Origin of the sequence: Amycolatopsis sp. WAC 04169, assembly GCF_003947535.1 — a bacterium.
Taxonomy (GTDB): domain Bacteria; phylum Actinomycetota; class Actinomycetes; order Mycobacteriales; family Pseudonocardiaceae; genus Amycolatopsis; species Amycolatopsis keratiniphila.
Genome location: NZ_QHJI01000002.1, coordinates 654,979 through 678,745 on the forward strand (window position 1 = coordinate 654,979; position 23,767 = coordinate 678,745).

25 protein-coding genes are annotated in these 23,767 nt (G+C 69.1%); 16 read left to right on the top strand and 9 right to left on the bottom strand.

Annotated elements, in window-relative coordinates:
• Window positions 1–56: 56 nt before the first annotated feature.
• From DMC61_RS07935 to DMC61_RS07960, 6 genes are read left to right on the top strand one after another with little or no spacing between them, the layout of a single operon-like run.
• On the top strand, window positions 57–1,547 hold the full coding sequence (locus DMC61_RS07935) for a FadD3 family acyl-CoA ligase (RefSeq protein WP_125687983.1): 1,491 nt from the start codon (window positions 57–59) through the stop codon (window positions 1,545–1,547).
• Window positions 1,544–2,377 (top strand): enoyl-CoA hydratase, encoded by an 834-nt coding sequence (locus DMC61_RS07940; RefSeq protein ID WP_125687984.1) that lies wholly within the window; start codon window positions 1,544–1,546, stop codon window positions 2,375–2,377. Before DMC61_RS07935 ends, DMC61_RS07940 begins: the two co-directional genes overlap by 4 nt.
• Window positions 2,377–3,510, top strand: a complete 1,134-nt coding sequence (locus DMC61_RS07945) for an acyl-CoA dehydrogenase family protein (protein WP_125687985.1) — start codon at window positions 2,377–2,379, stop codon at window positions 3,508–3,510. The genes DMC61_RS07940 and DMC61_RS07945 overlap by 1 nt, the downstream gene beginning before the upstream one ends.
• A complete protein-coding gene (locus DMC61_RS07950; RefSeq protein WP_125687987.1) occupies window positions 3,507–4,436 on the top strand; it encodes an acyl-CoA dehydrogenase family protein in 930 nt (309 codons plus the stop codon). The genes DMC61_RS07945 and DMC61_RS07950 overlap by 4 nt, the downstream gene beginning before the upstream one ends.
• Window positions 4,433–5,404, top strand: a complete 972-nt coding sequence (locus DMC61_RS07955) for an acyl-CoA dehydrogenase family protein (RefSeq protein ID WP_125687989.1) — start codon at window positions 4,433–4,435, stop codon at window positions 5,402–5,404. Before DMC61_RS07950 ends, DMC61_RS07955 begins: the two co-directional genes overlap by 4 nt.
• A gap of 4 nt (window positions 5,405–5,408) precedes the next feature.
• Entirely contained in the window at window positions 5,409–5,816 is a 408-nt protein-coding gene (locus tag DMC61_RS07960; protein ID WP_125687991.1) for an HIT family protein, read from the top strand.
• Here the strand turns inward: DMC61_RS07960 and DMC61_RS07965 are convergent.
• Window positions 5,807–6,712: an RNA polymerase subunit sigma-70 gene (locus tag DMC61_RS07965; RefSeq protein ID WP_125687993.1), complete on the bottom strand. Its 906-nt coding sequence runs from the start codon at window positions 6,710–6,712 to the stop codon at window positions 5,807–5,809. The genes DMC61_RS07960 and DMC61_RS07965 overlap by 10 nt on opposite strands.
• Before the next feature lie 63 nt (window positions 6,713–6,775).
• On the opposite strand from DMC61_RS07965, the gene DMC61_RS07970 reads away from it, so the two are divergent.
• Entirely contained in the window at window positions 6,776–7,144 is a 369-nt protein-coding gene (locus tag DMC61_RS07970; RefSeq protein WP_125687995.1) for a nuclear transport factor 2 family protein, read from the top strand.
• Window positions 7,145–7,373: 229 nt separating this feature from the next.
• On the opposite strand, the gene DMC61_RS07975 is transcribed toward DMC61_RS07970, so the two are convergent.
• Window positions 7,374–8,555, bottom strand: coding sequence for an HNH endonuclease signature motif containing protein (locus DMC61_RS07975; RefSeq protein WP_125687997.1), 1,182 nt, complete (start codon window positions 8,553–8,555; stop codon window positions 7,374–7,376).
• A 181-nt stretch (window positions 8,556–8,736) separates the two neighbouring features.
• On the opposite strand from DMC61_RS07975, the gene DMC61_RS07980 reads away from it, so the two are divergent.
• Window positions 8,737–9,783 (top strand): acyl-CoA desaturase, encoded by a 1,047-nt coding sequence (locus DMC61_RS07980; protein ID WP_125687999.1) that lies wholly within the window; start codon window positions 8,737–8,739, stop codon window positions 9,781–9,783.
• 31 nt (window positions 9,784–9,814) lie between these two features.
• Entirely contained in the window at window positions 9,815–10,165 is a 351-nt protein-coding gene (locus DMC61_RS07985) for a transcriptional regulator (RefSeq protein WP_125688001.1), read from the top strand.
• On the opposite strand, the gene DMC61_RS07990 is transcribed toward DMC61_RS07985, so the two are convergent.
• From DMC61_RS07990 to DMC61_RS08015, 6 genes are all read right to left on the bottom strand, one after another.
• Window positions 10,153–11,286 carry a S8 family peptidase gene (locus DMC61_RS07990; RefSeq protein WP_125688151.1) on the bottom strand — a complete coding sequence of 378 codons (1,134 nt, stop codon included), beginning with the start codon at window positions 11,284–11,286 and terminating at the stop codon, window positions 10,153–10,155. The two genes, DMC61_RS07985 and DMC61_RS07990, sit on opposite strands and share 13 nt — an antisense overlap.
• 122 nt (window positions 11,287–11,408) lie before the next feature.
• A complete protein-coding gene (gene hsaB, locus DMC61_RS07995; protein WP_125688003.1) occupies window positions 11,409–11,963 on the bottom strand; it encodes a 3-hydroxy-9,10-secoandrosta-1,3,5(10)-triene-9,17-dione monooxygenase reductase subunit in 555 nt (184 codons plus the stop codon).
• The gene (gene hsaC / locus DMC61_RS08000; RefSeq protein ID WP_038516029.1) at window positions 11,960–12,874 is read right to left on the bottom strand and encodes an iron-dependent extradiol dioxygenase HsaC; all 915 of its coding nucleotides are present in this window, start codon (window positions 12,872–12,874) and stop codon (window positions 11,960–11,962) included. The genes hsaB and hsaC overlap by 4 nt, the downstream gene beginning before the upstream one ends.
• Window positions 12,874–13,722 carry a 4,5:9,10-diseco-3-hydroxy-5,9,17-trioxoandrosta-1(10),2-diene-4-oate hydrolase gene (hsaD, locus tag DMC61_RS08005; RefSeq protein ID WP_125688005.1) on the bottom strand — a complete coding sequence of 283 codons (849 nt, stop codon included), beginning with the start codon at window positions 13,720–13,722 and terminating at the stop codon, window positions 12,874–12,876. Before hsaD ends, hsaC begins: the two co-directional genes overlap by 1 nt.
• Window positions 13,722–14,897, bottom strand: a complete 1,176-nt coding sequence (gene hsaA / locus DMC61_RS08010) for a 3-hydroxy-9,10-secoandrosta-1,3,5(10)-triene-9,17-dione monooxygenase oxygenase subunit (RefSeq protein WP_016332855.1) — start codon at window positions 14,895–14,897, stop codon at window positions 13,722–13,724. Before hsaA ends, hsaD begins: the two co-directional genes overlap by 1 nt.
• A gap of 43 nt (window positions 14,898–14,940) precedes the next feature.
• Window positions 14,941–16,539: an FAD-binding protein gene (locus DMC61_RS08015; protein WP_125688007.1), complete on the bottom strand. Its 1,599-nt coding sequence runs from the start codon at window positions 16,537–16,539 to the stop codon at window positions 14,941–14,943.
• A 99-nt stretch (window positions 16,540–16,638) separates the two neighbouring features.
• On the opposite strand from DMC61_RS08015, the gene kstD reads away from it, so the two are divergent.
• The 7 genes from kstD to DMC61_RS08050 all read left to right on the top strand — a co-directional run bounded on the left by kstD (window position 16,639) and on the right by DMC61_RS08050 (window position 22,961).
• On the top strand, window positions 16,639–18,309 hold the full coding sequence (kstD, locus tag DMC61_RS08020; protein ID WP_125688009.1) for a 3-oxosteroid 1-dehydrogenase: 1,671 nt from the start codon (window positions 16,639–16,641) through the stop codon (window positions 18,307–18,309).
• Window positions 18,306–19,445: a Rieske 2Fe-2S domain-containing protein gene (locus DMC61_RS08025; protein WP_125688011.1), complete on the top strand. Its 1,140-nt coding sequence runs from the start codon at window positions 18,306–18,308 to the stop codon at window positions 19,443–19,445. The genes kstD and DMC61_RS08025 overlap by 4 nt, the downstream gene beginning before the upstream one ends.
• Window positions 19,442–19,702 (top strand): hypothetical protein, encoded by a 261-nt coding sequence (locus DMC61_RS08030; RefSeq protein ID WP_016332851.1) that lies wholly within the window; start codon window positions 19,442–19,444, stop codon window positions 19,700–19,702. The genes DMC61_RS08025 and DMC61_RS08030 overlap by 4 nt, the downstream gene beginning before the upstream one ends.
• Window positions 19,699–20,724, top strand: coding sequence for a ferredoxin--NADP reductase (locus DMC61_RS08035; protein ID WP_125688013.1), 1,026 nt, complete (start codon window positions 19,699–19,701; stop codon window positions 20,722–20,724). The genes DMC61_RS08030 and DMC61_RS08035 overlap by 4 nt, the downstream gene beginning before the upstream one ends.
• 10 nt (window positions 20,725–20,734) lie before the next feature.
• Entirely contained in the window at window positions 20,735–21,598 is an 864-nt protein-coding gene (locus DMC61_RS08040) for a MaoC/PaaZ C-terminal domain-containing protein (RefSeq protein ID WP_125688015.1), read from the top strand.
• 52 nt (window positions 21,599–21,650) lie between these two features.
• Window positions 21,651–22,400 carry a class I SAM-dependent methyltransferase gene (locus DMC61_RS08045; RefSeq protein WP_125688153.1) on the top strand — a complete coding sequence of 250 codons (750 nt, stop codon included), beginning with the start codon at window positions 21,651–21,653 and terminating at the stop codon, window positions 22,398–22,400.
• A 99-nt stretch (window positions 22,401–22,499) separates the two neighbouring features.
• Window positions 22,500–22,961, top strand: a complete 462-nt coding sequence (locus DMC61_RS08050) for a riboflavin kinase (RefSeq protein ID WP_125688017.1) — start codon at window positions 22,500–22,502, stop codon at window positions 22,959–22,961.
• 209 nt (window positions 22,962–23,170) lie between these two features.
• On the opposite strand, the gene DMC61_RS08055 is transcribed toward DMC61_RS08050, so the two are convergent.
• Entirely contained in the window at window positions 23,171–23,740 is a 570-nt protein-coding gene (locus DMC61_RS08055; protein ID WP_063271403.1) for a DUF5134 domain-containing protein, read from the bottom strand.
• Window positions 23,741–23,767: the final 27 nt, after the last annotated feature.

Sequence of the window (23,767 nt, forward strand, 5' to 3'; positions counted from 1 at the left end):
CAAACCAGAGCCTGCTGCGTAGGCTACCCTACCAAGCACTTGCTAGGGAGACTTCGATGACTGAAGGAACCATCCCGGCGGCGCTCGACAGGGCCGCGGAGCGCTTCGCCGGCCGGGAAGCGCTGGTCGACGGCGAAATCCGGCTCACCTATGCCGAACTCGCCCGCCGAGTGCGGCAGGCCGCGCGGTTCTTCGAGGGCCACGAACGGGTCGCGATCTGTTCCCCCAACACCTGGCATTGGGTCGTCGCCGGGCTCGGCGCGCTGTACGCCGGCGCGACGCTCATCCCGGTCAACACCCGCTTCACCGCGCGCGAGACGATCGACATCCTCGAGCGCGCGAAGGTCTCCGCACTGGCGATCACCGGCACGTTCCTCGGCACCGACCGGCTGGCGGACCTCGGCTCCTCGCGCCCGGGCACCGTGGTGCGCATCCCTGTCGAGGGCATCGAAGCCCCCGTCGACGGCGTCACCGAATGGGACGCGCTCGCCGATCTCGACAGTGATTTCGTCAGCCCCGCGCGCCCCGGCGACGTCAGCGACATCCTGTTCACTTCCGGAACCACCGGCCGCAGCAAGGGCGCGATGAGCAGCCACCGGCAGGCCCTGAGTGTCGCCGAAGCCTGGGCCGAATGCGGCGGGCTGACCGACGAAGACCGGTACCTCGTGATCAACCCGTTCTTCCACAGCTTCGGCTACAAGGCGGGGATCCTCGCCGCCGTGCTGCGGGGCGCGACGCTGCTGCCCCAGCGCACCTTCGACGTCCGGGAGACCCTGCGGCTCGTCGAAACCGAGCGGGTCACGGTACTGCCCGGCGCGCCCACGATCTACCAGGTCCTGCTGGAGGCGCCCGAACGCGGGAACCACGACCTCTCCAGCCTCCGGCTCGCCGTCACCGGTGCCGCCACCGTGCCGGTCACGCTCGTCGAGCGGATGCGGACGGACCTGGACATCGACACGGTGCTCACCGCGTACGGCCTCACCGAGGCGGTGGTGGCCACGATGTCCCGCCCCGAGGACGACGTCGAACTGGTGGCGAATTTCTCCGGCCGCGCGACGGCCGGCTTCGAGGTGAAACTCGGCGAGCACGACGAAGTCCTGCTGCGCGGGCCGAACGTGATGCTGGGCTATCTCGACGATCCGGACGCCACCGCGAAGGCCGTCGACGCCGACGGCTGGCTGCACACCGGCGATGTCGGTGTGCTGAACGAACGCGGGTATCTGAAGATCGTCGACCGGATCAAGGACATGTACGTCTGCGGTGGGTTCAACGTCTACCCGGCGGAGATCGAGCAGGTGCTGAGCCGCCTCGCCGGGGTCGCCGAAGCCGCCGTCGTCGGTGTGCCGGACGAACGGCTCGGCGAGGTCGGCAAGGCGTTCATCCGGCTCGCTCCCGGCGCTTCACTGTCCACAGAGGACGTATTGACGTACTGCGAAGGCCGGTTGGCCAACTACAAGACACCTCGATTTGTCGACTTCGTGGCGGAGCTTCCGCGAAACCTGTCGGGGAAGGTACTGAAACGCGTGTTGAGGGAGGAGAACGGATGACCGTCGAGTACGAGCGGCGCGGGCCGGTGGCCGTCGTCACGATGAACCGGCCGGAGTACCGGAACGCGCAGAACTCGGCGATGACCTACGCGCTCGACGCCGCGTTCACCCGCGCCGTCGACGATCCCGAGGTCAAGGTGATCGTGCTGGCCGGGGCGGGCAAGCATTTCTCCGCCGGGCATGACATCGGGACACCGGAACGAGACGTCGACGTCTCGTTCGAGCGCAAAGCGGTGCTGTGGTGGGACCACGTCGGTGCCGAGGGCGGTGATCAGCGGTTCGCCCGCGAGTCCGAGGTCTACCTCGGCATGTGCCGCCGGTGGCGCGAGATCCCGAAGCCGACCATCGCGAGCGTGCAGGGCGCGTGCATCGCGGGAGCGCTGATGCTGGCATGGGTATGCGACATGATCGTCGCCTCCGACGACGCGTTCTTCGCCGATCCCGTGGTGCGGATGGGAATTCCCGGCGTCGAGTACTTCGCACATCCCTGGGTCCTCGGTCCGCGCGCGGCCAAGGAGGTGCTGTTCACCGGTGAGCGCTTCACGGCGCAGCAGGCCAAGGAATGGGGCATGCTGAACCGCGTCGTCCCCCGCGCCGACCTCGAAACCGCGACGATGGCGCTGGCGGAGAAGATCGCGGTGATGCCGCGGATGGGGCTGGCTCTCGCCAAGAAGGCCGTCAACCAGGCCGAGGATCTGATGGGTCTCCGGTCCGGAATGGACTCCGTGTTCGGGCTCCATCACTTCGCGCACGCGCACAACGCCGAGGTCTCCGGCGGCGACTCGCTGGGCGGGCAGGACGCGCGCTCGATGCGGGACGCGAGTTCGTGATGGACCTCGACCTGGACGAGCGGACACTCGCCTTCCGCGACGAAGCACGTGCCTGGCTCGCCGCGAACGTCCCCGCCGAGCCGCTGAAGTCGTTCGACACCGCCGAGGGATTCGCTCAGCACCGCGAGTGGGAATCCCGGCTGGCCGACGCCCGCTGGTCGGTCGTCTCGTGGCCGCGCGAACTCGGCGGGCGGGACGCGAGCCTCCTGGAGTGGGTGCTGTTCGAGGAGGAGTACTACGCGGCGGCGGCGCCGTCGCGGGTCAACCAGAACGGCATCTTCATGCTCGCGCCGACGTTGTTCTCCCATGGCACGGAAGAACAGCAGGCCCGGATCCTGCCGAAGATGGCGCGTTCGGAGGAGGTCTGGGCGCAGGCGTGGTCGGAACCCGAGGCGGGCAGCGACATCGCCGCGCTCCGGAGCACCGCGCTCCGCTGCGACGGCGGCTGGCGGGTCAGCGGGCAGAAGACGTGGAGCTCGCGGGCGGCGTTCGCCGATCGCGCGTTCGGCCTGTTCCGCAGCGATCCGGATTCGGCACGGCACAAGGGACTCACCTATCTGATGGTGGATTTGCGGGCCGAAGGCGTCACCGTGCGGCCGATCCCGCAGCTGGACGGCGAACCGGGGTTCGCCGAGATCTTCTTCGACGACGTCTTCGTCCCCGACGAGGACGTGATCGGCGCGCCGGGCGAGGGCTGGCGGGTCGCGATGACCACCGCGAACAACGAACGCGGCCTCTCCTTACGCAGCCCCGGCCGGTTCCTCGCCGCGGCCGACCGGCTGGTCTCGCTCTGGCAAGAGGCGGGGCGCCCCGCGCACACCGCGGACCGGGTCGCCGACGCGTGGATCGGCGCGCGGGCCTACCAGCTGTACACCCTGGGCACGGTCACCCGCCTCGCCGACGGTGCCGAGCTCGGGCCGGAATCGAGTGTCAACAAGCTGTTCTGGTCCCATCTCGACGTCGCCCTTCACGAAACCGCGCTCGACATCCTCGGCCCGGACGCCGAACTGCGGGGCGGCTGGAGCGACGGCTGGCTGTTCTCCCTCGCGGGCCCGATCTACGGCGGGACCGACCAGATCCAGCGGTCCATCGTCGCCGAACGGTTGCTCGGCCTGCCGAAGGGGGCTCGATGAGGTTCGCACTCTCCGGTGAGCAGGAGCAGTTCTCCCGCAGCCTGCACGACCTTCTGTCCGGTGTGGACACCGACTCGGCCAATCGTGCCTGGGCGGCGGGCGATCCCGGGCCCGGGCTCAAGATCTGGCGGCGCTTGGCGGAACTGGGCGTGACCGCGCTGGCGGTCCCCGAGAAGTACGACGGTCTCGGCGCCACGCCGGTGGATCTGGCCGTCGGCTTCGAACGGCTCGGCTACCACTGTGCTTCCGGGCCGTGGACCGACACCGTGGCCGTGCTGCCGTCCTTGCTGGACGACGAGCTGCTGACTTCGGTCGCGTCCGGTGAGACACTGGCGTCGGTCGCCTACGCGCCACATGTGCCGTACGCCTTGGATTCCGATGTCGCGGACGCTCGTTTGGCGGTCGAGAACGGCAGGCTGCGCGCGTTCACCCCCGGAACGCTTTTGTCCTCTGTGGACAGTTCACGACGGCTGTTCCCGCCGGTGACCGGCGACGATCTCGGCACGGCGCTCGACGCGGACCGCGCGTTCGAACTGGGCTGTCTCGCCACCGCCGCGCAACTCCTCGGCGCGGGACGGTGGCTGCTCGACACGTCGGTCGCCTATGCCGCGCAACGCAAGCAGTACGGCCGCGAGATCGGCGGGTACCAGGCGGTCAAGCATCTGCTCGCCGATGTGGCGACCGCGCTCACGCTGGCGGAGCCGCTGCTGTTCGGCGCCGCGGTCACCCTGGACCGGCGCGACGTCTCCGCGGCCAAGGTGGCGTGTGGCGACGCCGCGCACCTCGCCGCCCGGACGGGGCTGCAGGTGCACGGCGCGATCGGCTACACCGCGGAACACGCGCTCGGCCTGCGCCTGACCAGGGTCCGCGCGCTGGCCGGCGCCTGGGGCACGCCGCGATTCCACCGGGAGCGGGTGCTCTCATGACGTTCACCGCCGAACAGGACGCGCTACGGGACAGCGTCCGGAAACTGCTGGACCGGGAAGCGGATCCCTGGCCGGAACTGTGCGAACAGATCGGTGTGGCGGCGCTGGCCGTACCCGAACGGTTCGGCGGGCTCGGCGCCGGGACGGCGGAACTGCAGGTGGTCGCCGAAGAACTGGGCCGGGTCCTCGCCGACGTCCCGTTCCTCGGTTCGGCCGTGCTCGCTGTGCACGCCCTCCTGGCCACGGGCAACGACGAAGCCTGTGAGCGTCTGCTCCCCCGCCTCTCCGAAGGCACTGTCGGCGCGGTGGCCTGGACCGACGCCGACGGCCAGTGGGATACGCCTGCTTGCCATGCCGTCGGCTCCGCGGTGGAGGGCGAGGCGCACTACGTCCTCCACGGCGACGCGGCCGAGATCCTGCTGGTCGTGGCCGACGGCTCGCTGTACGAGGTCTCCGATGCCCGGCGTGTGCGGACTCCGGCGATGGACGAAACCCGGCGGCTGGCCCGCGTGAGCTTCGAGCGCTCTCCCGCCCGGCTGCTCGGTCCCGTCGACCTCGGCGCGCTGCGGGACGTCGCGTGTGCCGTCCTGGCCGCCGAGCAGGCCGGTGCCGCGGCGCGGGCGTTCGAACTGACGGTGGAGTACAGCAAGCAGCGGCACCAGTTCGGCAGGCCGATCGGCGGATTCCAGGCGCTGAAGCATCGGATGGCGGACCTCCACGTGCTGGTGGAAACCGCGCGTTCGGCGGCCTACGCGGCTCCGGAGTCGAGCAGGCTGGCGGCGGTGGCGAAGGTGCATTGTTCGGCTGCGCTGGCGACGGTGGCGGGCGAGATGATCCAGCTGCACGGCGGGATCGCGATCACCTGGGAGCATCCGGCGCATCGGTATTTCAAGCGGGCGCATGGCGCGGCGCAGTTGTTCGGCTCGCCTGGAGACCACCTCGGGCGGGTGCGGCCGCCGTTATCGTGAGCCGGTGGAGTGCGCGATCTGTGCCAAGCACCGTGGTGAAGGCCCGCTGGTGGGGCCGGTCGTCTGGGCCGATGACGTGGTCGTGGTGTCGCACCGTCCCGGCGAGTTCCCCGGGTACCTGTTCGTGGAGACCCGGCGGCACGTCGCGGCGCTGGACGGACTGACCGCGGACGAGGTGGCGGCGGTGTCGCGGGCGGCCTGGTGCGCGGCTCGCGGCCTGCGGGCGGAGCTGACTCCGGAGCACGTGTTCTCCGCCATCGCCGGGCGGAGCGTCGCGCATTTCCATCAGCACGTTTTCGTGCGGTATCGGGGAACGCCCTCGGAGATCGGGTGGATGGACGGTCCCTCGTCGACGGGCGCGCCGGTCGTCGACATCGGCGCGCTCTGCCGTCGCCTGGCTGACTACTTCTGATCCAGGAACCGGGTGATCGCACGGATCCGGTCACCGTCGAGGGTGAGGACCATCAGCCCGGCGGGTGTCCCCCCGTGGCGGCAGCGGAAGGCGGGCTGGTTGTTCGCCCGCGTCGGCGTCATGGTGAAACGCTCCACCGGAACGGCCATGGTGACGCGGAGGAAACCGGCGATCGCTTCGCGGCCGTGGTACTCGTGCGGTGCCGGCGGCATGGCGAGCCAGGCGTCGTCGGTGAGCAGGCCGAGGACGCCGTCGAGGTCGCCCGCGGTGAAGGCGTCGGCGAAGCGCCTGGTCAGCTCGCGTTCGCCGGGTGACGGCCGGTGCCCGGCGCGGTCGCGATGCTTGTCGAGTGAGGCGCGAGCGCGCTGGAGGATGCCTTTGACCGCCGTCTCGGTGGTGCCGAGCATGCTCGCGACCTCGCCGGCGGGGAAGCACAGGACGTCGCGCAGGACGAGCACGGCGGCCTGCCTCGGTGGGAGAAGCTGGAGGCCCGTGATGAAGGCGAGTTCGATCGCCTCCTTGGTGCTGTAGCGCGCTTCGGGACCGGGTTCGCTGTCGGCGAGTTCGTCCGGATACGGCTGCAACCAGGTCACTTCACCGCGGCGGCTCGGTTCCGGCGGGTCGAAGGGCGGCACCGGCTCCGGTGGGCGACGGCGGCCCGCGTCCCTCAGGGCGTTGAGGCAGCGGTTGGTGGCGATGCGGTACAGCCAGGTGCGCAGCGACGAGCGCCCCTCGAAGCCGTCGAGGCCGCGCCAGGCGGCCAAGAGCGTCTCCTGGACGGCGTCCTCGGCGTCGGTGAGGGAGCCGAGGATCCGGTAGCAGTGCAGGTGGAGCTCGTGCCGATACGTCTCGGCGAGCTCGCGAAACGACTGCTCGTCCGTTGCCCTGATGCTCACAGACCGTTCCTTTCGCGGCGGAGGTGGTGTCTGACCGGGTGAAGACCGACGAAAGGAACCATCATGACCAGTCCCGCCTTGGATGTCGCGCTGTCCTACCACCACGCCTGGACGGGCAAGGACTTCGAGAAGGCGATGACCTACGTCGCCGACGACATCGTCTGCCACACACCCGGCGGGCCGCTTTCCGGTGCGGAGGCGTTTCGCGGGTTCATGGGCCCGTTCACCGAGATCCTGACCGGTTCGACCCTGCTTTCGGCGTTCGGGGACGAGACCACGGCGTTGCTGATGTACGACACCGCGACCCTGCCGGTGGCGAGCGCGCCGGGGGCCGAGTTGCTGACGGTGCTTGCGGGGAAGATCGTGGAGTTGCGGATCGTTTTCGACCGGGCTCCTTTCGATGCGGCTCGGGCGGCTGCTGCTGGGACCTAGGGGTCCCGGTCACCTCGGGCACGCGTGAAGGACTCCTTCCCTCGGCTCAGCGAAGGGAAGGGGACCTTCACGCGCACGGTTTCGGGCGCGCGGGGGTCGCCGTCTCACGGGCGCTCGGGCGGTCGTCAGGGCGCGCCTGTTCTCTGTGCGGTTTTCAATCGGACCCCGTCCTTGGGCGCGCTGGTGTTGCCGCCCGGCGGGTTTCTGGGTGGCTGGGTGTCGGTGTGGGTTAGAAGGGTGGGGTGTCGTCCTCGGGTTCGGGTCGTGGGTCGTGGAGTGGTTCGGGTGTTGCGGTGTAGGTGCGACCGGTGGGGGTGGTGATGGTCATGCCGCCGTTGCCGGTGGGTTCTGCGGTCCAGCCGGGTTCTTCTTTGAGCATGTTGTGGATTTTGCAGGCGGCGTGGCAGTTGTGGTGGTCGGTGCCGCCGTTGCGGGCCCAGGTGGTGATGTGGTCGATCTCGGAGAACTCGGCCGGGCGGTGGCAGCCGGGGTGGGTGCATTCCCGGTCCCGGGCTTTGATCAGGCGGGCGAGCGACGCCGGGGACCGGTAGGTGCCGGGGCAGGCTTCGAGGAGTTGCCCAGTGGTGGGGTCGGTGATCAGCCGGGACCAGGTGGAGCCGGGGTCGGCGGCGATCTCCTGGGCGAGCCAGCCAGGAATCGGGCCGTAACCAGCGAGGGTCGCGGGGTCCTCCCGGGCGCCGGTCAGGGTCAGCAAGTCGACATAGACATGGACATGCGCCCGCGGCGCACCATGACCGTCCTCGGCCAGCAGCCGTTCAGCGAAGATGTCCACCCGATGCTGATCCAGCGTGCGGGACTTGTCGGATGCCCGGCGGGCCTTAGCCGCGCGGGACAGCGACGCGTAGACCGAACTGGCGACTTCGGCGGGAAGATAGCCCGTCAGTTTCGACATGGTCTCGTCCTCGTGGTCCAGCGACACATGCCGCAACACGCGTTTCTGCTCGGCGCGGTCCCGATACCCGTCGGGGTCGAACTTCTGCACCGCGTGATCCACCGACTTCCGGATCGCCGTCGGGTCACGCCCGGCCAGACGGCCCGCCATCCACGCATCCACCCGGGCGGCGACCTCATCGGACACCTCCCGCGTCAACTGCGACACCTTCGACGCCTTGTACAGATCGATATCACCCTTCTCCAGCGCCGCCAACGTGTTCGGCAACCGGCGAACCAACGCGCACGAGGTTTCCACCAGCAGATAGGCCTGATTACGAGAGACCGAGAAGGCCAGAGCGACCTCCTCGGTCACTGATCTTCGCGAGCCACCCACCCCAGCGAACTGGGCTATCGAATGCACCTGCCGCCCCTGCGCACGACGAAGCACCACCTCCTCGTCATAGGCGGCGTCGAGAAAACGAGCAGCTTTCGGATTAAAAGCAAGAGACTGGGTCATAACCAAGATCATACTCGAACGTGCGTTCGATCGCCATTGAATCGGCGGTGAGCGATAAAGAAAACGGCCGATCCGCAGGTCCCACATCCGCGAACGGACTCCAAAGGTAGGGCCAACCCCCGCACCAACCCACCGGCGCACCGCATTCACCCCACCCCCGCCCCCAACCAGACTCACAACGGTGACCGCAAACCTCCGCACAGGCAGCGATTTCGCCCGTCTGTCCCGCCGCGTCAGCGAAGCGGGCCTCCTCGACCGCCGTCCCGGCTACTACGTCTTCCGCATCGGCCTGGTCGCCACGCTCTTCGTCGGCGGCTGGATCGCCTTCTTCGCGATCGGGGATTCCTGGTGGCAGCTGGGGATCGCCGTGTTCCAGGCGGTGATGTTCGGCCAGATCGCCTTGCTGTCGCACGATCTCGCGCACCGCCAGGTATTCCGCACCCGCCGTCCGAGCGAGATCGCCGGGCGGATCGCGGGGAATCTCGGCGTCGGGATGAGTTACGGGTGGTGGATGGACAAGCACACCCGCCACCACGCGAACCCGAACCACGAGGACCTCGACCCCGACGTCGATCCGGACATCCTCGTGTGGTCGAAGGAGCAGGCGCGGGCCAGCAAGGGACTCCCCCGGTTCATCGGCCGCTACCAGGCGTTCCTGTTCTTTCCGTTGCTCACCCTCGAAGGCCTGAACCTGCACTTTTCCGGGATACGCGCGGTATGGAAGCCGGGCCTGCGCAGGCGCGGGCTCGAAGCGGCGTTGCTGCTGACGCATTTCGCGCTCTACTTCAGCGCGCTGCTCGTGGTCCTCTCCCCCGGTAAGGCGCTCGCCTTCTTCATCGTCCACAAAGCACTGTGGGGTGTCTACATGGGATCGATCTTCGCGCCCAACCACAAGGGCATGCCGATCCTGTCCGGTGACACCGAGCTCGACTTCCTCCGCAAGCAGGTGCTCACGTCCCGCAACGTCCGCGGCGGCCGGGTCGTCGACGTCGCGCTCGGCGGGCTCAACTACCAGATCGAGCACCATCTGTTCCCGAGCATGCCGTCGCCGCATCTTCGCCGCGCCCGGCCCATCGTCCAAGAATACTGCGCGGAAATCGGCGTCCCGTATCACGAGACGGGTCTGCTGGAGTCGTACGCACTCGCGTTGCGGAGCCTGCACGAAGCGGGTGAGCCGATCCGACTTTCGTCGGGTTCACCGGCTGAGACGCCCGCCGGACGCCGTTGACACTCCAGATACGGCTTCTTACTTTCAGTGCATGTCGCCCCCGAAGATCTTCCCCGGCGCCACCCTGCATCCGGAACCGTTCCCGCGGGCCCTGCGCGCGGCGATCACGGCCAGCGGGCTCCCGCTCGACCGGATCCGCCATCGCCTCGAACTCCGCGGCGTCTCCATCAGCGTGCCGACGCTGAGCCATTGGCAGTCCGGCAGACGGAGACCGGAACGCCCGGAATCGCTCCGGGCGCTCGCCGAACTCGACCAACTGTTGTCCTTGCCGCCGTCGGCCTTGCGCTCCTTGCTCGGCCCGCCCCGGCCCCGCGGACGGAAGAGCTCGGTCCCGGCACAGCGCCGGGACCGAGCCACCCCCGAGGAAACCTATCCGACGTAGAGCGTGCGGTTCGGGCTGCCGCTACCGGGGTTGGTGACCTTCCCCGGAGTCGAAGCGCCGATCAGCGCCTGAGCGACCTGCGCCGCGGTGGCGCCGGTGTGCGACGAAAGGTACAGCGCCGCGGCACCCGCCACGTGCGGCGCGGCGAACGAGGTGCCGTTACCGGTGTAGGTCGCGGTGTCGTTGTCGTTCCAGGCCGAGGTGATCGAGACGCCCGGCGCGAACAGGTCGACCACGGAACCGTAGTTGGAGAAGGAAGCGCGGCGGTCGGTGCGGTCCGCCGCGGCGACCGTGAGCGCCTCGGTGACCCGGGCGGGCGAGGTGTTCGCGGCGTTCACGTTGGAATTGCCGGCGGCGACCGTCCAGGTGATCCCCGCCTTGATGGAGTTCCGCACCGCGGTGTCCAGCGCGGTCGACGCGCCACCACCCAGGCTGGCGTTGGCCACGGCGGGTTTCTTGGCGTTCTTGGTGATCCAGTCGACGCCCGAGATCACGCCCGCGGTCGTACCGCTTCCGTCGGAGCCGAGGACGCGCACCGGGTACAGCGAAGCCCCCTTGGCCACACCGTGTTTCGCACCGGCGATGGTGGCCGCGACATGGGTGCCGTGACCGTAACCGTCGTCCGCGTTGGTGTCGTTGTCGACGAAGTCGTAACCCTGCTTCACCCGGCCGCCGAAATCGGTGTGCGTGGCGCGAATTCCGGTGTCGAGGACGTACACGTTCACATTCGAAGCGGTCGTTGAGTAGTTGTACTTGCTGTCGAGCGGAAGATTGCGCTGATCGATGCGGTCGAGCCCCCACGACGGCGGATTCGTCTGCGTCGCCTCGGCGCGCAGCACCTTGTTCTGTTCCACGAAGGCGACCGCCGGATCGGCCGCGAGCCGTTTGGCCTGCCGCTCCTTCAGCGCCACCGAGAAACCACTGATGCCCTGCGTGTACTGCCGCCCGATGGCACCACCGAACTTGCTTGCCAGCGAAGGCTTGTCGGCGGTCGAGCCGTCCTTGAGCACGACGATGTAGCTGTCGGCGACGGCGCCTTCCGCACCGGCGCCCACGATCGCGCCCTCGGCCGCCTGCGCCGGCGTCACACCTGCCAAGACCGCGGCGACGGCGGCGGCCAACCCGATTCCGGCCAGTCTGCGAGAATTCACGTTGCTGTCCCCATTCCTTGGTGAGCTTCCGCAGAAAACGCTAAGCGGAAGCCGCAAGAAAGGACAGCTTTACATTTTTTCGTTTATCCAGTTTAAAGCCAATCGTCGGGACGCGGCCACGGCATGAGCGCCGCGAGCGCGTCCGTCACCGGTTCGGTCACCGTGTACCGCCCGCGGTGGAACAGCAGCGGCCGATCGTCGGACGGGTCCCCGAGCGCGGTGACCCGGCCGACGACGACGTAATGGTCCCCCGCCTCGTGCACGGCTTCGAGCGTGCAGTCGATCCACGTCAAAGCCCCGGTCAGCAAGGGAGATCCGGACGGGGCGGGCGTCCAGTCGACCGACGCGAACTTGTCCGCGCCCCGCGCACCGAACACCGCGCTGACCTCTTGCTGGTCTTCGGCGAGCACGTTGACGGCGAACCGGCCGGACTCGGCGAGTACCGCCCACGTCCGGGAAGTCTTGGCAGGACAGAAGAGCACCAGTGGCGGATCGAGGGAAAGCGCCGCGAAAGACTGGCAGGCGAAGCCCACCGGAGCCTCGCCGTCGTGGCCGGTCACCACCGCGACGCCCGTGCAGAAATGCCCGAGCACCGTGCGGAACCGTGCCGGATCGATGTCCGCGCCGAGGTCCGTCACCGGGGTCACGACTGCCCCGGCGGCCTGGCGCCGACTGAAAAGTCGTGTCCCCACAACGAAACCGCCGTACTCTCTCGGGCGATCCAGCTCTCGTCGTCCACCTGACGCCCCTCGCAGCCGTATTCGACATCGAAGCCGCCGGGGGTCTTCATGTAGAACGAGAGCATCAGATCGTTGACGTGCCGCCCGAGGGTCGCCGACATCGGCACCTTCCGGCGGATGGCCCGGTCGAGGCAGAGACCGACGTCGTCGGTGTTCTCCACTTCGACCATGAGGTGCACGATGCCGCTCGGAGTCGGCATCGGCAGGAACGCGAGACTGTGGTGCCGCGGGTTGCAGCCGAAGAACCGTAGCCAGGCCGGTGCCCCGTCGGCGGGCCTGCCGACCATCTGCGGTGGCAGCTTCATCGAGTCCCGCAGCCGGAATCCGAGCACGTCACGGTAGAAGCGCAGGGAAGCCTCATCGTCGTGTGTGGACAGGACGACGTGCCCGAGCCCTTGCTCGCCGGTCACGAACTTGTGCCCGTACGGGCTCACCACGCGCCGATGCTGCAGTGCGACACCGTGGAACACTTCGAGCGTGTTGCCGGAAGGGTCCTCGAAGGACACGAGACCGTCGACCCGGCGATCGGCCAGCTGATCCGGCGTGCCTTCCTTGTACGGCACCGAGTGCGCGTCCAGCGACGCCCGGATCTCGTCGAGTTCGCCGGCGTTGGCGACCTCCCAGCCCGCGACGGCGAGCCTGTCCCGCTCACCGGGGAACACCACCAGCCGTGCCGGGAAGTCGTCCATGCGCAGGTAAAGCGCCTCGGGATTCGTGCCGGAGCCCTCGACCATGCCGAGGACCTTCAGCCCGTATTCGCGCCACGCGGCCATGTCCGTGGCTTCGATACGCAGGTAGGCGAGCGAACGGATACCCATCAGGAGGCTCCCAGGAAGTCGAGTGCCAGCCGGTTGAACTCGTCGAATTTCTCCAGCTGAGCCCAGTGGCCGCAGCCGCCGAACACGTGCAACTGGGCACGCGGGATCGTCTTGAGCGCGAGCAGCGCGCCGTCGAGCGGGTTCACCCGGTCTTCCCGCCCCCAGATCAGGAGCACACGTTGCCGCAGGCGATGCGCCTCACGCCACAGCATGCCCTCTTCGTAAGTGTCGGGCTGGGCGAACGACTTGCCCATCGCCTTCATCGCGGCCAGCGACTCCGGCGCGCTCGCGGCGGCGAACCGCTCGTCGATCAGTTCGTCGGTGATCAGCGACTGGTCGTGCACCATGACGCGCAAGAAGGCTTCGAGCTTCTCGCGGCTCGGCCCCGGCGGAGCACTGAACCGGCCGAGGTTCTTGATGCCTTCGGTGGGATCGGGCGCGAACAGGTTCACGCTCAGGCCACCCGGTCCCATCAGGACGAGCCGCCCGGCCCGCTTCGGATGGTTGAGCGCGAGCCGCACGGACGTCCCGCCGCCGAGCGAGTTCCCGACGAAATGCGCCCGCTCGATCCCGAGTTCGTCCATCAGCCCGGCCACGGCGTCCGCGCTGTGCCGGAAGTACTGCGGATGGTCGGTCGGCTTGTCCGACCGGCCGAACCCGGGCTGGTCGATCGCCAGGGTCCGGTAGTTCTTCCCGAACACCGGCAGGTTGCGGCCGAAGTTGCTCCACGCCGACGCGCCGGGCCCGCCGCCGTGCAGCAGGATCACCGTCTCGGAATGTTCCGCGCCCGCCTCGTGGTAGTGCAGCTTGAGTCCACCTTGGACGGTGACGTACTTGCCTTCGGTCATCAGACCATCGCATTCTCGACGGGCAGCCCGAAGGCGCCGGTTCCGAACATGACGTAGGCGCGCTCGGCGTCGTTCGCCGCGTGCACCCGGCCGGCGTGCGCGTCGCGCCAGAACCGCTGGATCGGGGTTCCGGCCCGCAGCGCGCGGCCGCCGGAGTTCTCGAAGAGCCGGTCGATCGCGAAGATCGCGCGTTCCGTGCCGCGGACCTGATCACGGCGGACCCGCAGCCGCGTGGGGAACGGGAGCTTCTCCCCCTTGCACGCCAGCTGGTACAGCTCGTCGATGTTGTGCGTCAGCTGGAGCCAGGCCGCGTCGATCTCGCTGGCCGCCTCGGCGATGCGCACCTTCGCGAAAGGGTCCTCTTTGGACTGTTCACCCGCGTACGCCGCGCGGACCCGCTTGCCCTGGTACTCCACGTGCGCGTCGTACGCGCCCTGCGCCATCCCGATGATCGGCGCGGTGATCGTGCTCGGATGCACCGAACCGTAGGGGAGTTTGTACAGCGGCCCGGGGTTGATCTCCTGCCCGGGCGTCTTGCACTTCGACGTCGCGATGAAGCTGAGCGCACGGTGCGCCGGGACGAACACGTCGTTCACGATGATGTCGTTGGACCCGGTGCCGCGCAGGCCCACGGTGTCCCAGACGTCTTCGATCGTGTAGTCGGAGATCGGCACCAGGTAGGTGCAGAAGTCGACGGGTTTGCCGTCCTTGAACGTCGGCCCGCCCAGCAGCACCCAGGTCGCGTGGTCGCAGCCGGAGGAGAAACTCCAGCGCCCGCTGAGCCGGTAGCCGCCCTCGACGACGTCCGCCTTGCCCATCGGCGCGTACGACGAGGAGATCCGGACGTCGGTGTCGTCACCCCAGACGTCCTGCTGTGCCTGCGCCTCGAACAGGCCGAGATGCCACGGGTGGACGCCGAGGATGGAGGCGACCCAGCCGGTGGACCCGCACGCGCTCGCGACGAGTTTGACCGCGGTGTAGAAGCTCACCGGGTCGGCTTCGATGCCGCCGAAGGTCTTCGGCTGCAGCATTTTGAAGAACCCGGTCTCCTGCAGGGATTTGACGGACTCCTCGGGAACGCGCCTGGCGTCCTCCGCCTCCTGCGCCCGTTCCCGCAGGACCGGCAGCAGCTCCCGGATCCCCGCGATCACGTCCTGCGCGGCGTGCTCGCTCATATGCGTTCCCTCTCTCGCCATACTCCGTGAACCGGATCCAAGACTAGAACACGTTCTCGTTTTTGTCGACCGATCCCCGGTCGAGCGCACTGTGCAGTCCGGCACGCCGACCGGAAAACACGCAATCGGCCAGCGACAGACCGCTCACATAGGACCTAGAACAGATTCCCACCGCGGTCCGGCCCGCCGCGTACAGACCGCGGATGGGGACACCGGCCCCGGAACGCACGGCACCGGTCTCTTCGTCGACGACCAGGCCGCCCAGCGTCAGCATCGGGCACGGATAGCCGAGGTTCGGCTTGATCGAAACGTCGATCAGCGAATACGGCGCCCGATCCAGCGGTCGGGCGAATTCCGCCGGTTTACCCGTCGGATCCGCGCCGGAACGCGCGGCCTCGACGGTGGCGGCCAGCCCGCCCGGGTCGACGCCCGCCTTGCGCGCGACCTCGTCCAGCGACCCGGCGACGACCCGCTGCCGCAGGAGATACCGCACCTGAAGCCCTTGGAACCATTGGCTTTGCCCGCGCGCGTCGCGTTTGACCTCCCCGACGATGGCGTCGTCGACCAGCAGCCAGCCGCGTCCGCCGTGCGCGGTGATCATGCGTTCGCCGACGGCGGCGCCGTAGCGGGATTCGTCGATGATCCGGCCGCCCGTCTCGTCCACGAGCAGGCCGCCGAGGAACGCCGACGGCGGGGTGATGAACCGCCAGGCGGAGATCCGCCCGAGTTCGGCGGTGGCCCCGCCCGCCTCGACCCCCATCCGGATACCGGACCCGTCGTCGGCCGACGTCCCGAGCGCCAGCCCGCCCCGGTACGCGGGCGCGTGCTCGCGCACCATCTCGCGGTTCGCGATGAACCCGCCCGCGGCGAGAACGACCCCGCGCGTGGCGGAAATCCGCAGTTCACGACCGTATCGGCGTTCGATACGCTCCGCTCGCCGGTGCAGCGACTTCCGCAGTGAGGGCACGTAGATCCCCGGTTTCGCGGCATACGCGAACAGCCTCCGGTGCGCGGCCCGCACGCGGGCGGGAGCGTCCCGCAGGGTGGACACCACGACGCCGGTGACGGTCCCGTCGGCGTCCACGATCAGGTTCCGCGCCGCCGTCTGCGGCAGCACCTGGATCCCGCGGCTCCGGACGGCGTCGGCCAGGCGTTTCATCAGCAGCTTCCCGGAGGTGCCCGGCCCCTTGACGCGATGCCCGCGCGGCGCCGGCTTGGCCGCCTCGCGGAAACCACCGGCCGCCTCGCTGCCCGAGTAGTACAGATAGTGCTTGTCGCTCGGATAAGACGTCTTGTACGGGCACAGACTGCCCTCGAACGGGACGCCGTTGCCTTCCAGCCACGAGATCATCTCCGTACTCCCCGCGCAGAACCGCCGCAGGGTCTCTTCGGAGACGACGTCGCCGACTTCGAGCCGCAGGTAGTCGTACATCGCGTCGACGCTGTCGTCGACGCCCGCGTCCCGCTGCTGCGCCGTCCCGCCACCGGCGTAGACGACACCGCCGCTGACCGCGCTCGCGCCACCGCCGGAGAACCGGTCCAGCACGAGCACCCGGGCACCGGCGTCGGCCGCTTCGATCGCCGCGCAGGCGCCCGCCGCACCGAAACCCACGATCACCACATCCGCGACGAGGGAGTCCATGGCCCCACCCTAGAACTAGAACACGTTCTCGTCTATGGTGACTGGAGCAGCGCGGATGCTGCTCGATGCTTCCTACAACGTGTTTCAGGTGAGGGGCGTATGGAGTTCGACGTGATCGTGGCGGGCACCGGTGCCGCCGGGATGACCGCCGCACTGTCCGCAGCCCACCGGGGACTCGAGGTCCTGGTCGTGGAGAAGGCCGCCCACTTCGGCGGCTCCACCGCGCGCTCCGGCGGCGGCGTCTGGATCCCCGGCAACCACGCGCTGCGGGCGGCCGGGATCTCCGAACCCCCGGAGCGGGCGCGCGAATACCTCGAAGCGATCGTCGGTGACGTGGTCCCCGCCGAACTCCGGTCGGCCTTCCTCGACCGCGGCCCCGAGGTGCTGTCCTTCGTCTGCGACCACACGCCGTTGCGCTTCCGCTGGGTCCGCGGTTACTCGGACTACCACCCGGAGGCTCCCGGCGGGCGCGCCGGCGGACGCTCGGTCGAACCGGTCGCGCTCGACGGCAACCTGCTCGGCCCGGAACTGGCGAAGCTGGAGCCGCCGTACAGCGCTCCCCCGCTGGGCGCGCCGATCACCCAGGCGGACTACCGGTGGCTGAGCCTGCTCGCCCGGCATCCGCGCGGGATCCTCCGCGTGCTGAGCCTCGGCGGCCGGTGGCTCGCGGGCCGGATCCGCCGTCAGCGGCTGCTGTCCATGGGGCAAGCGCTTGCGGCCGGGCTGCGTGAGGGGCTCCGGCGGGCGGAAGTCCCCGTCTGGCTGAACACTCCCCTGGTGGATCTGGAGATCGAAGGCGACCGGGTGACCGGCGTCGTCGTGCGCCACGAGGGTGAGGACAAGACGATCCGCGCGCGGCTCGGCGTCGTCCTCGGCGCGGGCGGGTTCGAGCGCAACGAGGAGATGCGGGTCAAGTACCAGCGGGCGCCCATCGGTACGGAGTGGACCGTCGGCGCGGAGGCCAACACCGGTGACGCCATCGACGCCGGGCTCAAACTCGGCGCGGCCGTCGACCTGATGGACGACGCCTGGTGGGGTCCGTCCATCCCGCTCACCGGCGGCCCGTGGTTCGCGCTCGCCGAGCGGTCGCGGCCGGGCTGCCTGATGGTCAACGCGCGGGGCGAGCGCTTCGTCAACGAGTCGGCGCCCTACGTCGAGGCCGTGCACGCGATGTACGGCGACGGGGACGGACCCGGCGAGAACATCCCGACCTGGCTGGTGTTCGACCAGCGCAACCGCAACCGGTACATGTTCACCGGCCTCGGGCCCCGCCAGCCGCTGCCCGGCCGCTGGTTCAAAGCGGGCATCGCGGTCAAAGCGAGCACCATCGCGAAACTCGCCGAGCGGATCGAGGTCCCGGCCGACGCGCTGGAGAACACCGTGCGCCGGTTCAACGGCTTCGCGAAAAGCGGCGTGGACGAGGACTTCCACCGCGGGCGCAGCGCCTACGACCACTACTACGGCGACCCGCGGAACAAACCCAACCCGAGCCTGGGCCCGCTGGACGTCGCGCCGTACTACGCGGTGAAGATCGTGCCCGGCGACCTGGGCACCAAGGGCGGATTGAGGATCGACCCGCACGCGCGCGTCCTGCGCGAGGACGGGTCGGTCATCGACGGGCTTTACGCGGCCGGCAACACGAGCGCGGCGGTGATGGGCCGCACCTACGCCGGCCCCGGCGCGACGATCGGCCCGGCGATGGTGTTCGGCTACCTTGCGGCCGAGCACCTCGCGCAGCAAGATCACACCAAAGCGGGAGGCAGCCGATGACGACGGAATCCGTACGGCAGATCGACGCGGGCGCACCCCCCACGCGGTTCGCGCGCGGGTGGCACTGTCTCGGCCTCGCCGAGTCGTTCCGCGACGGGAAACCGCACGCCATCACCGCGTTCGGGACGAAACTGGTGGTCTTCGCCGATTCGTCCGGCAGGCTGAACGTGCTCGACGGGTACTGCCGCCACATGGGCGGCGACCTCACCCAGGGCGAGGTCAAGGGCGACGAGATCGCCTGCCCGTTCCACGACTGGCGCTGGAACGGCAACGGCAAATGCGTGTCGATCCCCTACGCCAAACGGGTTCCGCTGCGGGCGCGCACGAAGTCGTGGCAGGTTCTGGAGGAGAACAAGCAACTGTTCGTCTGGCACGACCCAGAGGGCAACCCGCCGCCCGAGGACGTCGTCATCCCGCGGATCGAGGGCATCTTCACCGGCGAGTGGAGCAACTGGACCTGGGACTCGGTGCTCATCGAGGGTTCCAACTGCCGCGAGATCATCGACAACATGGTCGACATGGCGCATTTCTTCTACATCCACTACGCCTTCCCGACCTACTTCAAGAACGTGTTCGAGGGCCACATCGCCACGCAGTACCTGAACACGAAGGGCCGCCCGGACAAGGGCATGGCGTCGAACTACGGCGGCGAGGAGAACCTGCTGCGGTCCGAGGCGTCGTACTTCGGCCCGTCGTACATGATCAACAAGCTGCTCAACACGTACCAGGGTTTCGAGATCGAGAACGTGCTGATCAACTGTCACTACCCGGTCACCGAGAACTCGTTCGTGCTGCAGTGGGGCGTGAGCGTGAAGAAGTTCGAGGGCGTCTCGGACGAGCACGCGGACAAGATCGCGGGCAAGTTCGCCAAGGGCATCGGCGTCGGGTTCCTGCAGGACGTGGAGATCTGGCGCAACAAGACCCGTATCGACAACCCGTTGCTGTGCGAGGAGGACGGGCCGGTGTACCAGCTGCGCCGCTGGTACGACCAGTTCTATGTGGACGCGGCCGACGTCACCGAGGACATGACGCGGCGGTTCGAGTTCGAAGTGGACACCAGCCGCGCCAACGAGGTCTGGGCGGCGGAGGTGGCCGAGAACCTGGCACGGCAGCAGGCGGAAGAGGCCGGGGTGTGAAGCCCGAGACCGTCGAATTCCTCACCGCCGGGCTGCGGCCGCTGAACTGCCGCTCGTGCGGGACCTGTGTGCTGGTCAAGAAGAACAGCATGCAGCACACCAGCATCCAATGGACGAGCGACGCGTCCCGGAGCTGCCCGGTGTTCGCCGAGCAGAAGGCGTCCGGGGCGCAGACCGCGTTGCTCGACACCTGCGGCAATCTCAGCGAGAGCATCGAAGCCGCGTTGAAGGACGGCCTGCTGGAGGTGCCCGAATGAGCGGCCCCGTGACCGTGACCGTGGCAGAGGTGATCACCGAGACGGCCGACGCACGCTCGATCGTGTTCGAGATCCCGGCCGAGCACACCTCCGCTTTCGCTTATGCCCCAGGGCAGTTCCTCACCGTCCGGGTGCCGAGCGACCGGACCGGTTCGGTGGCCCGCTGCTATTCGCTCTCCAGCGCGCCGCACGAGGGCCGGGTGCAGGTCACCGTCAAACGCACCGCCGACGGCTACGGGTCGAACTGGCTGTGCGACAACCTCCGGGCGGGGCAAGAGGTCCAGGTTCTCCCGCCGGCCGGGGTGTTCAGTCCCGCGTCGCTCGACGAGGACTTCCTGCTGCTCGCGGGCGGCAGCGGGATCACGCCGGTGATGTCGATCCTCAAATCCGCGCTGGAGCACGGCACCGGCAAGGTGGTGCTCCTGTACGCCAATCGCGACGAGAGCTCGGTGATCTTCGCGAGGGAGCTGGCGGATCTCGCCGCCCGGTACTCCGACCGGCTGGTCGTCGTGCACTGGCTGGAGAGTCTCCAGGGGCTGCCGACGGAAGCTCACCTGCGCGCGCTGGTGACGCCGTACACCGCGCACGAGGCGTTCATCTGCGGACCCGGCCCGTTCATGGACGCGGCGCGCGCGGTGCTCAAGGAGCTCGGGCTGCCGCGCAAGCGGATCCACCTGGAGCGGTTCCTGTCGCTGGGCGGGAACCCGTTCGAGGTGGCCGAGCCCGTCGCCGTCGAAGAGGCCGAGACCCCGGCGTCGGTCGAGGTCACCCTCGACGGCGAGACCAGGAACCTCGCCTGGCCGCGCCGGACGAAGCTGCTGGACCTGTTGCTGGAAAAGGGTTTCGACGCGCCGTACTCGTGCCGCGAGGGCCAGTGCAGCGCGTGTGCCTGCCGGGTCGTCTCCGGCGAGGTGAAGATGCTGAACAACGAGGTCCTCGACGGCGACGACATCGCCGAAGGCATCGTGCTGGCGTGCCAGTCCCTGCCGCTGACCGACGAGGTCACCGTCACCTACGAGTAGGAGTTCCCCCGTGCCCATCGATCCTTCGGTCGCGATCGGCGCCGACCTCGGCGAGGTGAGTTTCGCCTGGACCGCGTCGGACGTGCAGCTCTACCACCTGGCGCTGGGCGCCGGCGCGGACCCGATGAGCCCGCGCGAACTGCGCTACACCTACGAGGACGGCCTCCAGGTGCTGCCGACGTTCGCCACCGTCGCGGCGAACCTGCGCGTGTTCGAGCCGCCCGCGGTCTCGTTCCCCGGCGTCGAGGTCGACCTCGGGAAAGTACTGCACGGCAAGCAGGAGGTGATCGCGCACCGGCCGATCCCGGTCTCGGGGAAGGCCGTGGCGCGGACGCGGATCGTCGACGTCTTCGACAAGGGCAAGGCGGCCGTGATCGTGAACGAGACGGTCGCCACCGATTCGGACGGCGCTCCACTGTGGACACTGCGATCGAGCATCTTCGCCCGTGGCGAAGGAGGTTTCGGCGGCGAACGCGGCCCGTCCGACCGGGCCGAGCCCCCGTCGCGGGAGCCGGACGCCGTCATCGACACCCCGACGCTGCCGCAACAGGCACTGCTCTACCGGCTCTGCGGGGACCGCAACCCCCTGCACGCCGACCCCGCGTTCGCCGCGGCGGCCGGGTTCGACAGGCCGATCCTGCACGGCCTGTGCACCTACGGCGTCGTCGCGAAGGCGGTCACCGACGCGTGCCTCGACGGCGACACCGCCCGCGTCGGGTCGTTCTCGGCCAAGTTCGCCGGCGTCGTCTTCCCCGGCGAACCGCTGCGGACCCGGGTCTGGCGCGAGCCCGCCGGGCTGCTGATCGCGACCACGGCGCCGGACCGGGACGACGCGCCCGTCCTTTCCGACACTTTCTTGACCACGACAGACTGAATCATCGTTCCCGCAGGTAGCGCTCCTGGCTAGACTCGGCCGGGTGCGCCCCTTGATCTCGGACCCGTATGCCGAACTCGGCCGGGACTACGCGCGATCGAGACGGCCGGACCCCCGCGTCGCCGCGCCCATCACCGCGGCCCTCGGCGACGCGCGCTCGGTGGTCAACGTCGGGGCCGGAGCCGGTTCCTACGAGCCGGAAGATCGCGACGTGGTGGCCGTCGAACCGTCCCGGCGGATGATCGCGCAGCGTCCCGCCACGGCGGCGCCCGCCGTCCAGGCGTGCGCGGAAGGGCTGCCCTTCGCCGACGGCGCCTTCGACGTCGCCTTGGCGGTGCTCACCGTGCATCACTGGACGGACGTGACCGCCGGGCTGGCCGAGTTGCGGCGCGTCTCCCGCCGCCAGGTGATCGTGACCTGGGACCAGGCGGTGTTCGCGCGGTTCTGGCTGGTGCGGGACTACCTGCCGGAGATCGCCGAACACGAGAGCAGGCTGGCCTGTCTCGACCGTGTCGTCGAAGAACTGACCGAGGCGGGTGCGGCGCCCACGGTGGCACCGCTGCCGGTGCCGTCGGACTGCGTCGACGGATTCCTCGGCGCGTATTGGCGCAGGCCGGAGGCGTATCTGTCCGAGCGCGTGCGCGCGGGGATGTCCGGGGTGGCCCTGCTGGACCAGAACGTCGTCGCGACGGCGGTCGAGCGGCTGCGCGCCGACCTCGCGGACGGGCACTGGCACCGGCACCACGTCGGGTTGCTCGGCCGGACGGAACTCGACCTCGGGTATCGCGTCGTCACGACGTGACCGAGTACACAGTGGACACTCTCGCGGCGTGAACGGCGGTCGACCCCGGCCGCGAGGCATGGTATTCATGGCTCTCGTGACGGCAGCGACGGGAGCGGCATGACGACGGAGTACTTCGTGGTCCGTGGCCAGGTGGAGAAGGGCGACCAGCGGGGCAGGGAGCTGGGCTTCCCCACCGCCAACATCGCGCTGCGCGACCAAGACGGCCAGGTCGGCGACGGAGTGTGGGCGGGCTGGGCCGAACGCGCCGACGGCACCCGGATCGCGGCCGCGGTCTCGGTCGGCAGGCGCCCGACCTACTACGGCGCGGACGGCTACCGGCTCGTCGAGGCCCATCTGCTGGACTTCAGCGGCGACCTCTACGGCGAGGTGCTGACCGTGTGGCTGGGCCACCACCTGCGCGAGCAGGAGGCGTACCCGTCTTCGGAGGCGCTGATCGTCGCGCTCAACAAGGACATCGCGGACGCCCGCAAGTGGGCCGCGGAGAACCCGGCCGGCGGCTTGCCGGACGCGGGTGCCGCGGAGGCCGGTGTCGTGCGGCGCGTGCCGCTCGCCTCCTAGACCGCCGCCCGGCAAGGTCGCGAAAGCCACTTTCGCGACCTTAGATGTCTCGAAAGTGGCTTTCGCGACATGTCTTCCAGCCCGGCACACCACTTATCCCCTTGAACCGGCACTTCAGCACCGGCTTCCCACGGCCGTTGCGAAAGCCACTTTCGCAACGTTGAGTGTTGCGAAAGTGGCTTTCGCAACACGCACGACGGCTCCTGCTCCTAGACCGCCGCGCCCAGCAGCATGTAGCCCATGCCGAGCCCCATGATCACCCGGCACACCCGCCGCGACGTCTGACCGGAGGCCGAGGCGCCCCGCGCCGCCAGCACCCCGGCGCGCACGGCGTCCGCCGCGAAATACGCGGCGACAGCGCCGAAGATCAGCGAAAGCCACAGCGCGGAAGTGCCGCCGGGGCCGGACATCACCAGCCACGGCCCGTGGGTCACGTCGCTGTGCGGCATGAACGTCACCATGAACAGCATCGCGACGGCGGAGACCGCGTGATGCCCGCACGACGTGTGCCCGGAGCGGCGCCCCTTCCACCACGAGACGGCGAACCAGCCCGCGGTCAGCGCCAGCACCGCCTGCCAGCCCGCCGCCGGGATCGGGCCGCCGACCGGGGACAGCATCGCGACCATGGCGACGACGAGCAGTAGTTCGGCCAGGTCGCCGTTGCGGACCGCCGCGCCCTGCCTGCCGTAGTCCAGCCGGACGAGTCTCAGCACGCAGGGCAGTACGAGCGCGGCGAACACCGCGGTGAGGGTCCACGCGACGACGATTGGTCCAGACATGGCACCTCCCGGCCGGTAACCCCTTCA

Bases quoted from the DNA above. Each gene is read 5' to 3' on its own strand.
- DMC61_RS07935 (WP_125687983.1), top strand. From the start codon at position 57: ATGACTGAAGGAACCATCCCGGCGGCGCTCGACAGGGCCGCGGAGCGC.
- DMC61_RS07940 (WP_125687984.1), top strand. From the start codon at position 1,544: ATGACCGTCGAGTACGAGCGGCGCGGGCCGGTGGCCGTCGTCACGATG.
- DMC61_RS07945 (WP_125687985.1), top strand. From the start codon at position 2,377: ATGGACCTCGACCTGGACGAGCGGACACTCGCCTTCCGCGACGAAGCA.
- DMC61_RS07950 (WP_125687987.1), top strand. From the start codon at position 3,507: ATGAGGTTCGCACTCTCCGGTGAGCAGGAGCAGTTCTCCCGCAGCCTG.
- DMC61_RS07955 (WP_125687989.1), top strand. From the start codon at position 4,433: ATGACGTTCACCGCCGAACAGGACGCGCTACGGGACAGCGTCCGGAAA.
- DMC61_RS07970 (WP_125687995.1), top strand. From the start codon at position 6,776: ATGACCAGTCCCGCCTTGGATGTCGCGCTGTCCTACCACCACGCCTGG.
- DMC61_RS07975 (WP_125687997.1), bottom strand. From the start codon at position 8,555: ATGACCCAGTCTCTTGCTTTTAATCCGAAAGCTGCTCGTTTTCTCGAC.
- DMC61_RS07985 (WP_125688001.1), top strand. From the start codon at position 9,815: ATGTCGCCCCCGAAGATCTTCCCCGGCGCCACCCTGCATCCGGAACCG.
- hsaC (WP_038516029.1), bottom strand. From the start codon at position 12,874: ATGGGTATCCGTTCGCTCGCCTACCTGCGTATCGAAGCCACGGACATG.
- hsaD (WP_125688005.1), bottom strand. From the start codon at position 13,722: ATGACCGAAGGCAAGTACGTCACCGTCCAAGGTGGACTCAAGCTGCAC.
- hsaA (WP_016332855.1), bottom strand. From the start codon at position 14,897: ATGAGCGAGCACGCCGCGCAGGACGTGATCGCGGGGATCCGGGAGCTG.
- DMC61_RS08015 (WP_125688007.1), bottom strand. From the start codon at position 16,539: ATGGACTCCCTCGTCGCGGATGTGGTGATCGTGGGTTTCGGTGCGGCG.
- kstD (WP_125688009.1), top strand. From the start codon at position 16,639: ATGGAGTTCGACGTGATCGTGGCGGGCACCGGTGCCGCCGGGATGACC.
- DMC61_RS08025 (WP_125688011.1), top strand. From the start codon at position 18,306: ATGACGACGGAATCCGTACGGCAGATCGACGCGGGCGCACCCCCCACG.
- DMC61_RS08035 (WP_125688013.1), top strand. From the start codon at position 19,699: ATGAGCGGCCCCGTGACCGTGACCGTGGCAGAGGTGATCACCGAGACG.
- DMC61_RS08050 (WP_125688017.1), top strand. From the start codon at position 22,500: ATGACGACGGAGTACTTCGTGGTCCGTGGCCAGGTGGAGAAGGGCGAC.
- DMC61_RS08055 (WP_063271403.1), bottom strand. From the start codon at position 23,740: ATGTCTGGACCAATCGTCGTCGCGTGGACCCTCACCGCGGTGTTCGCC.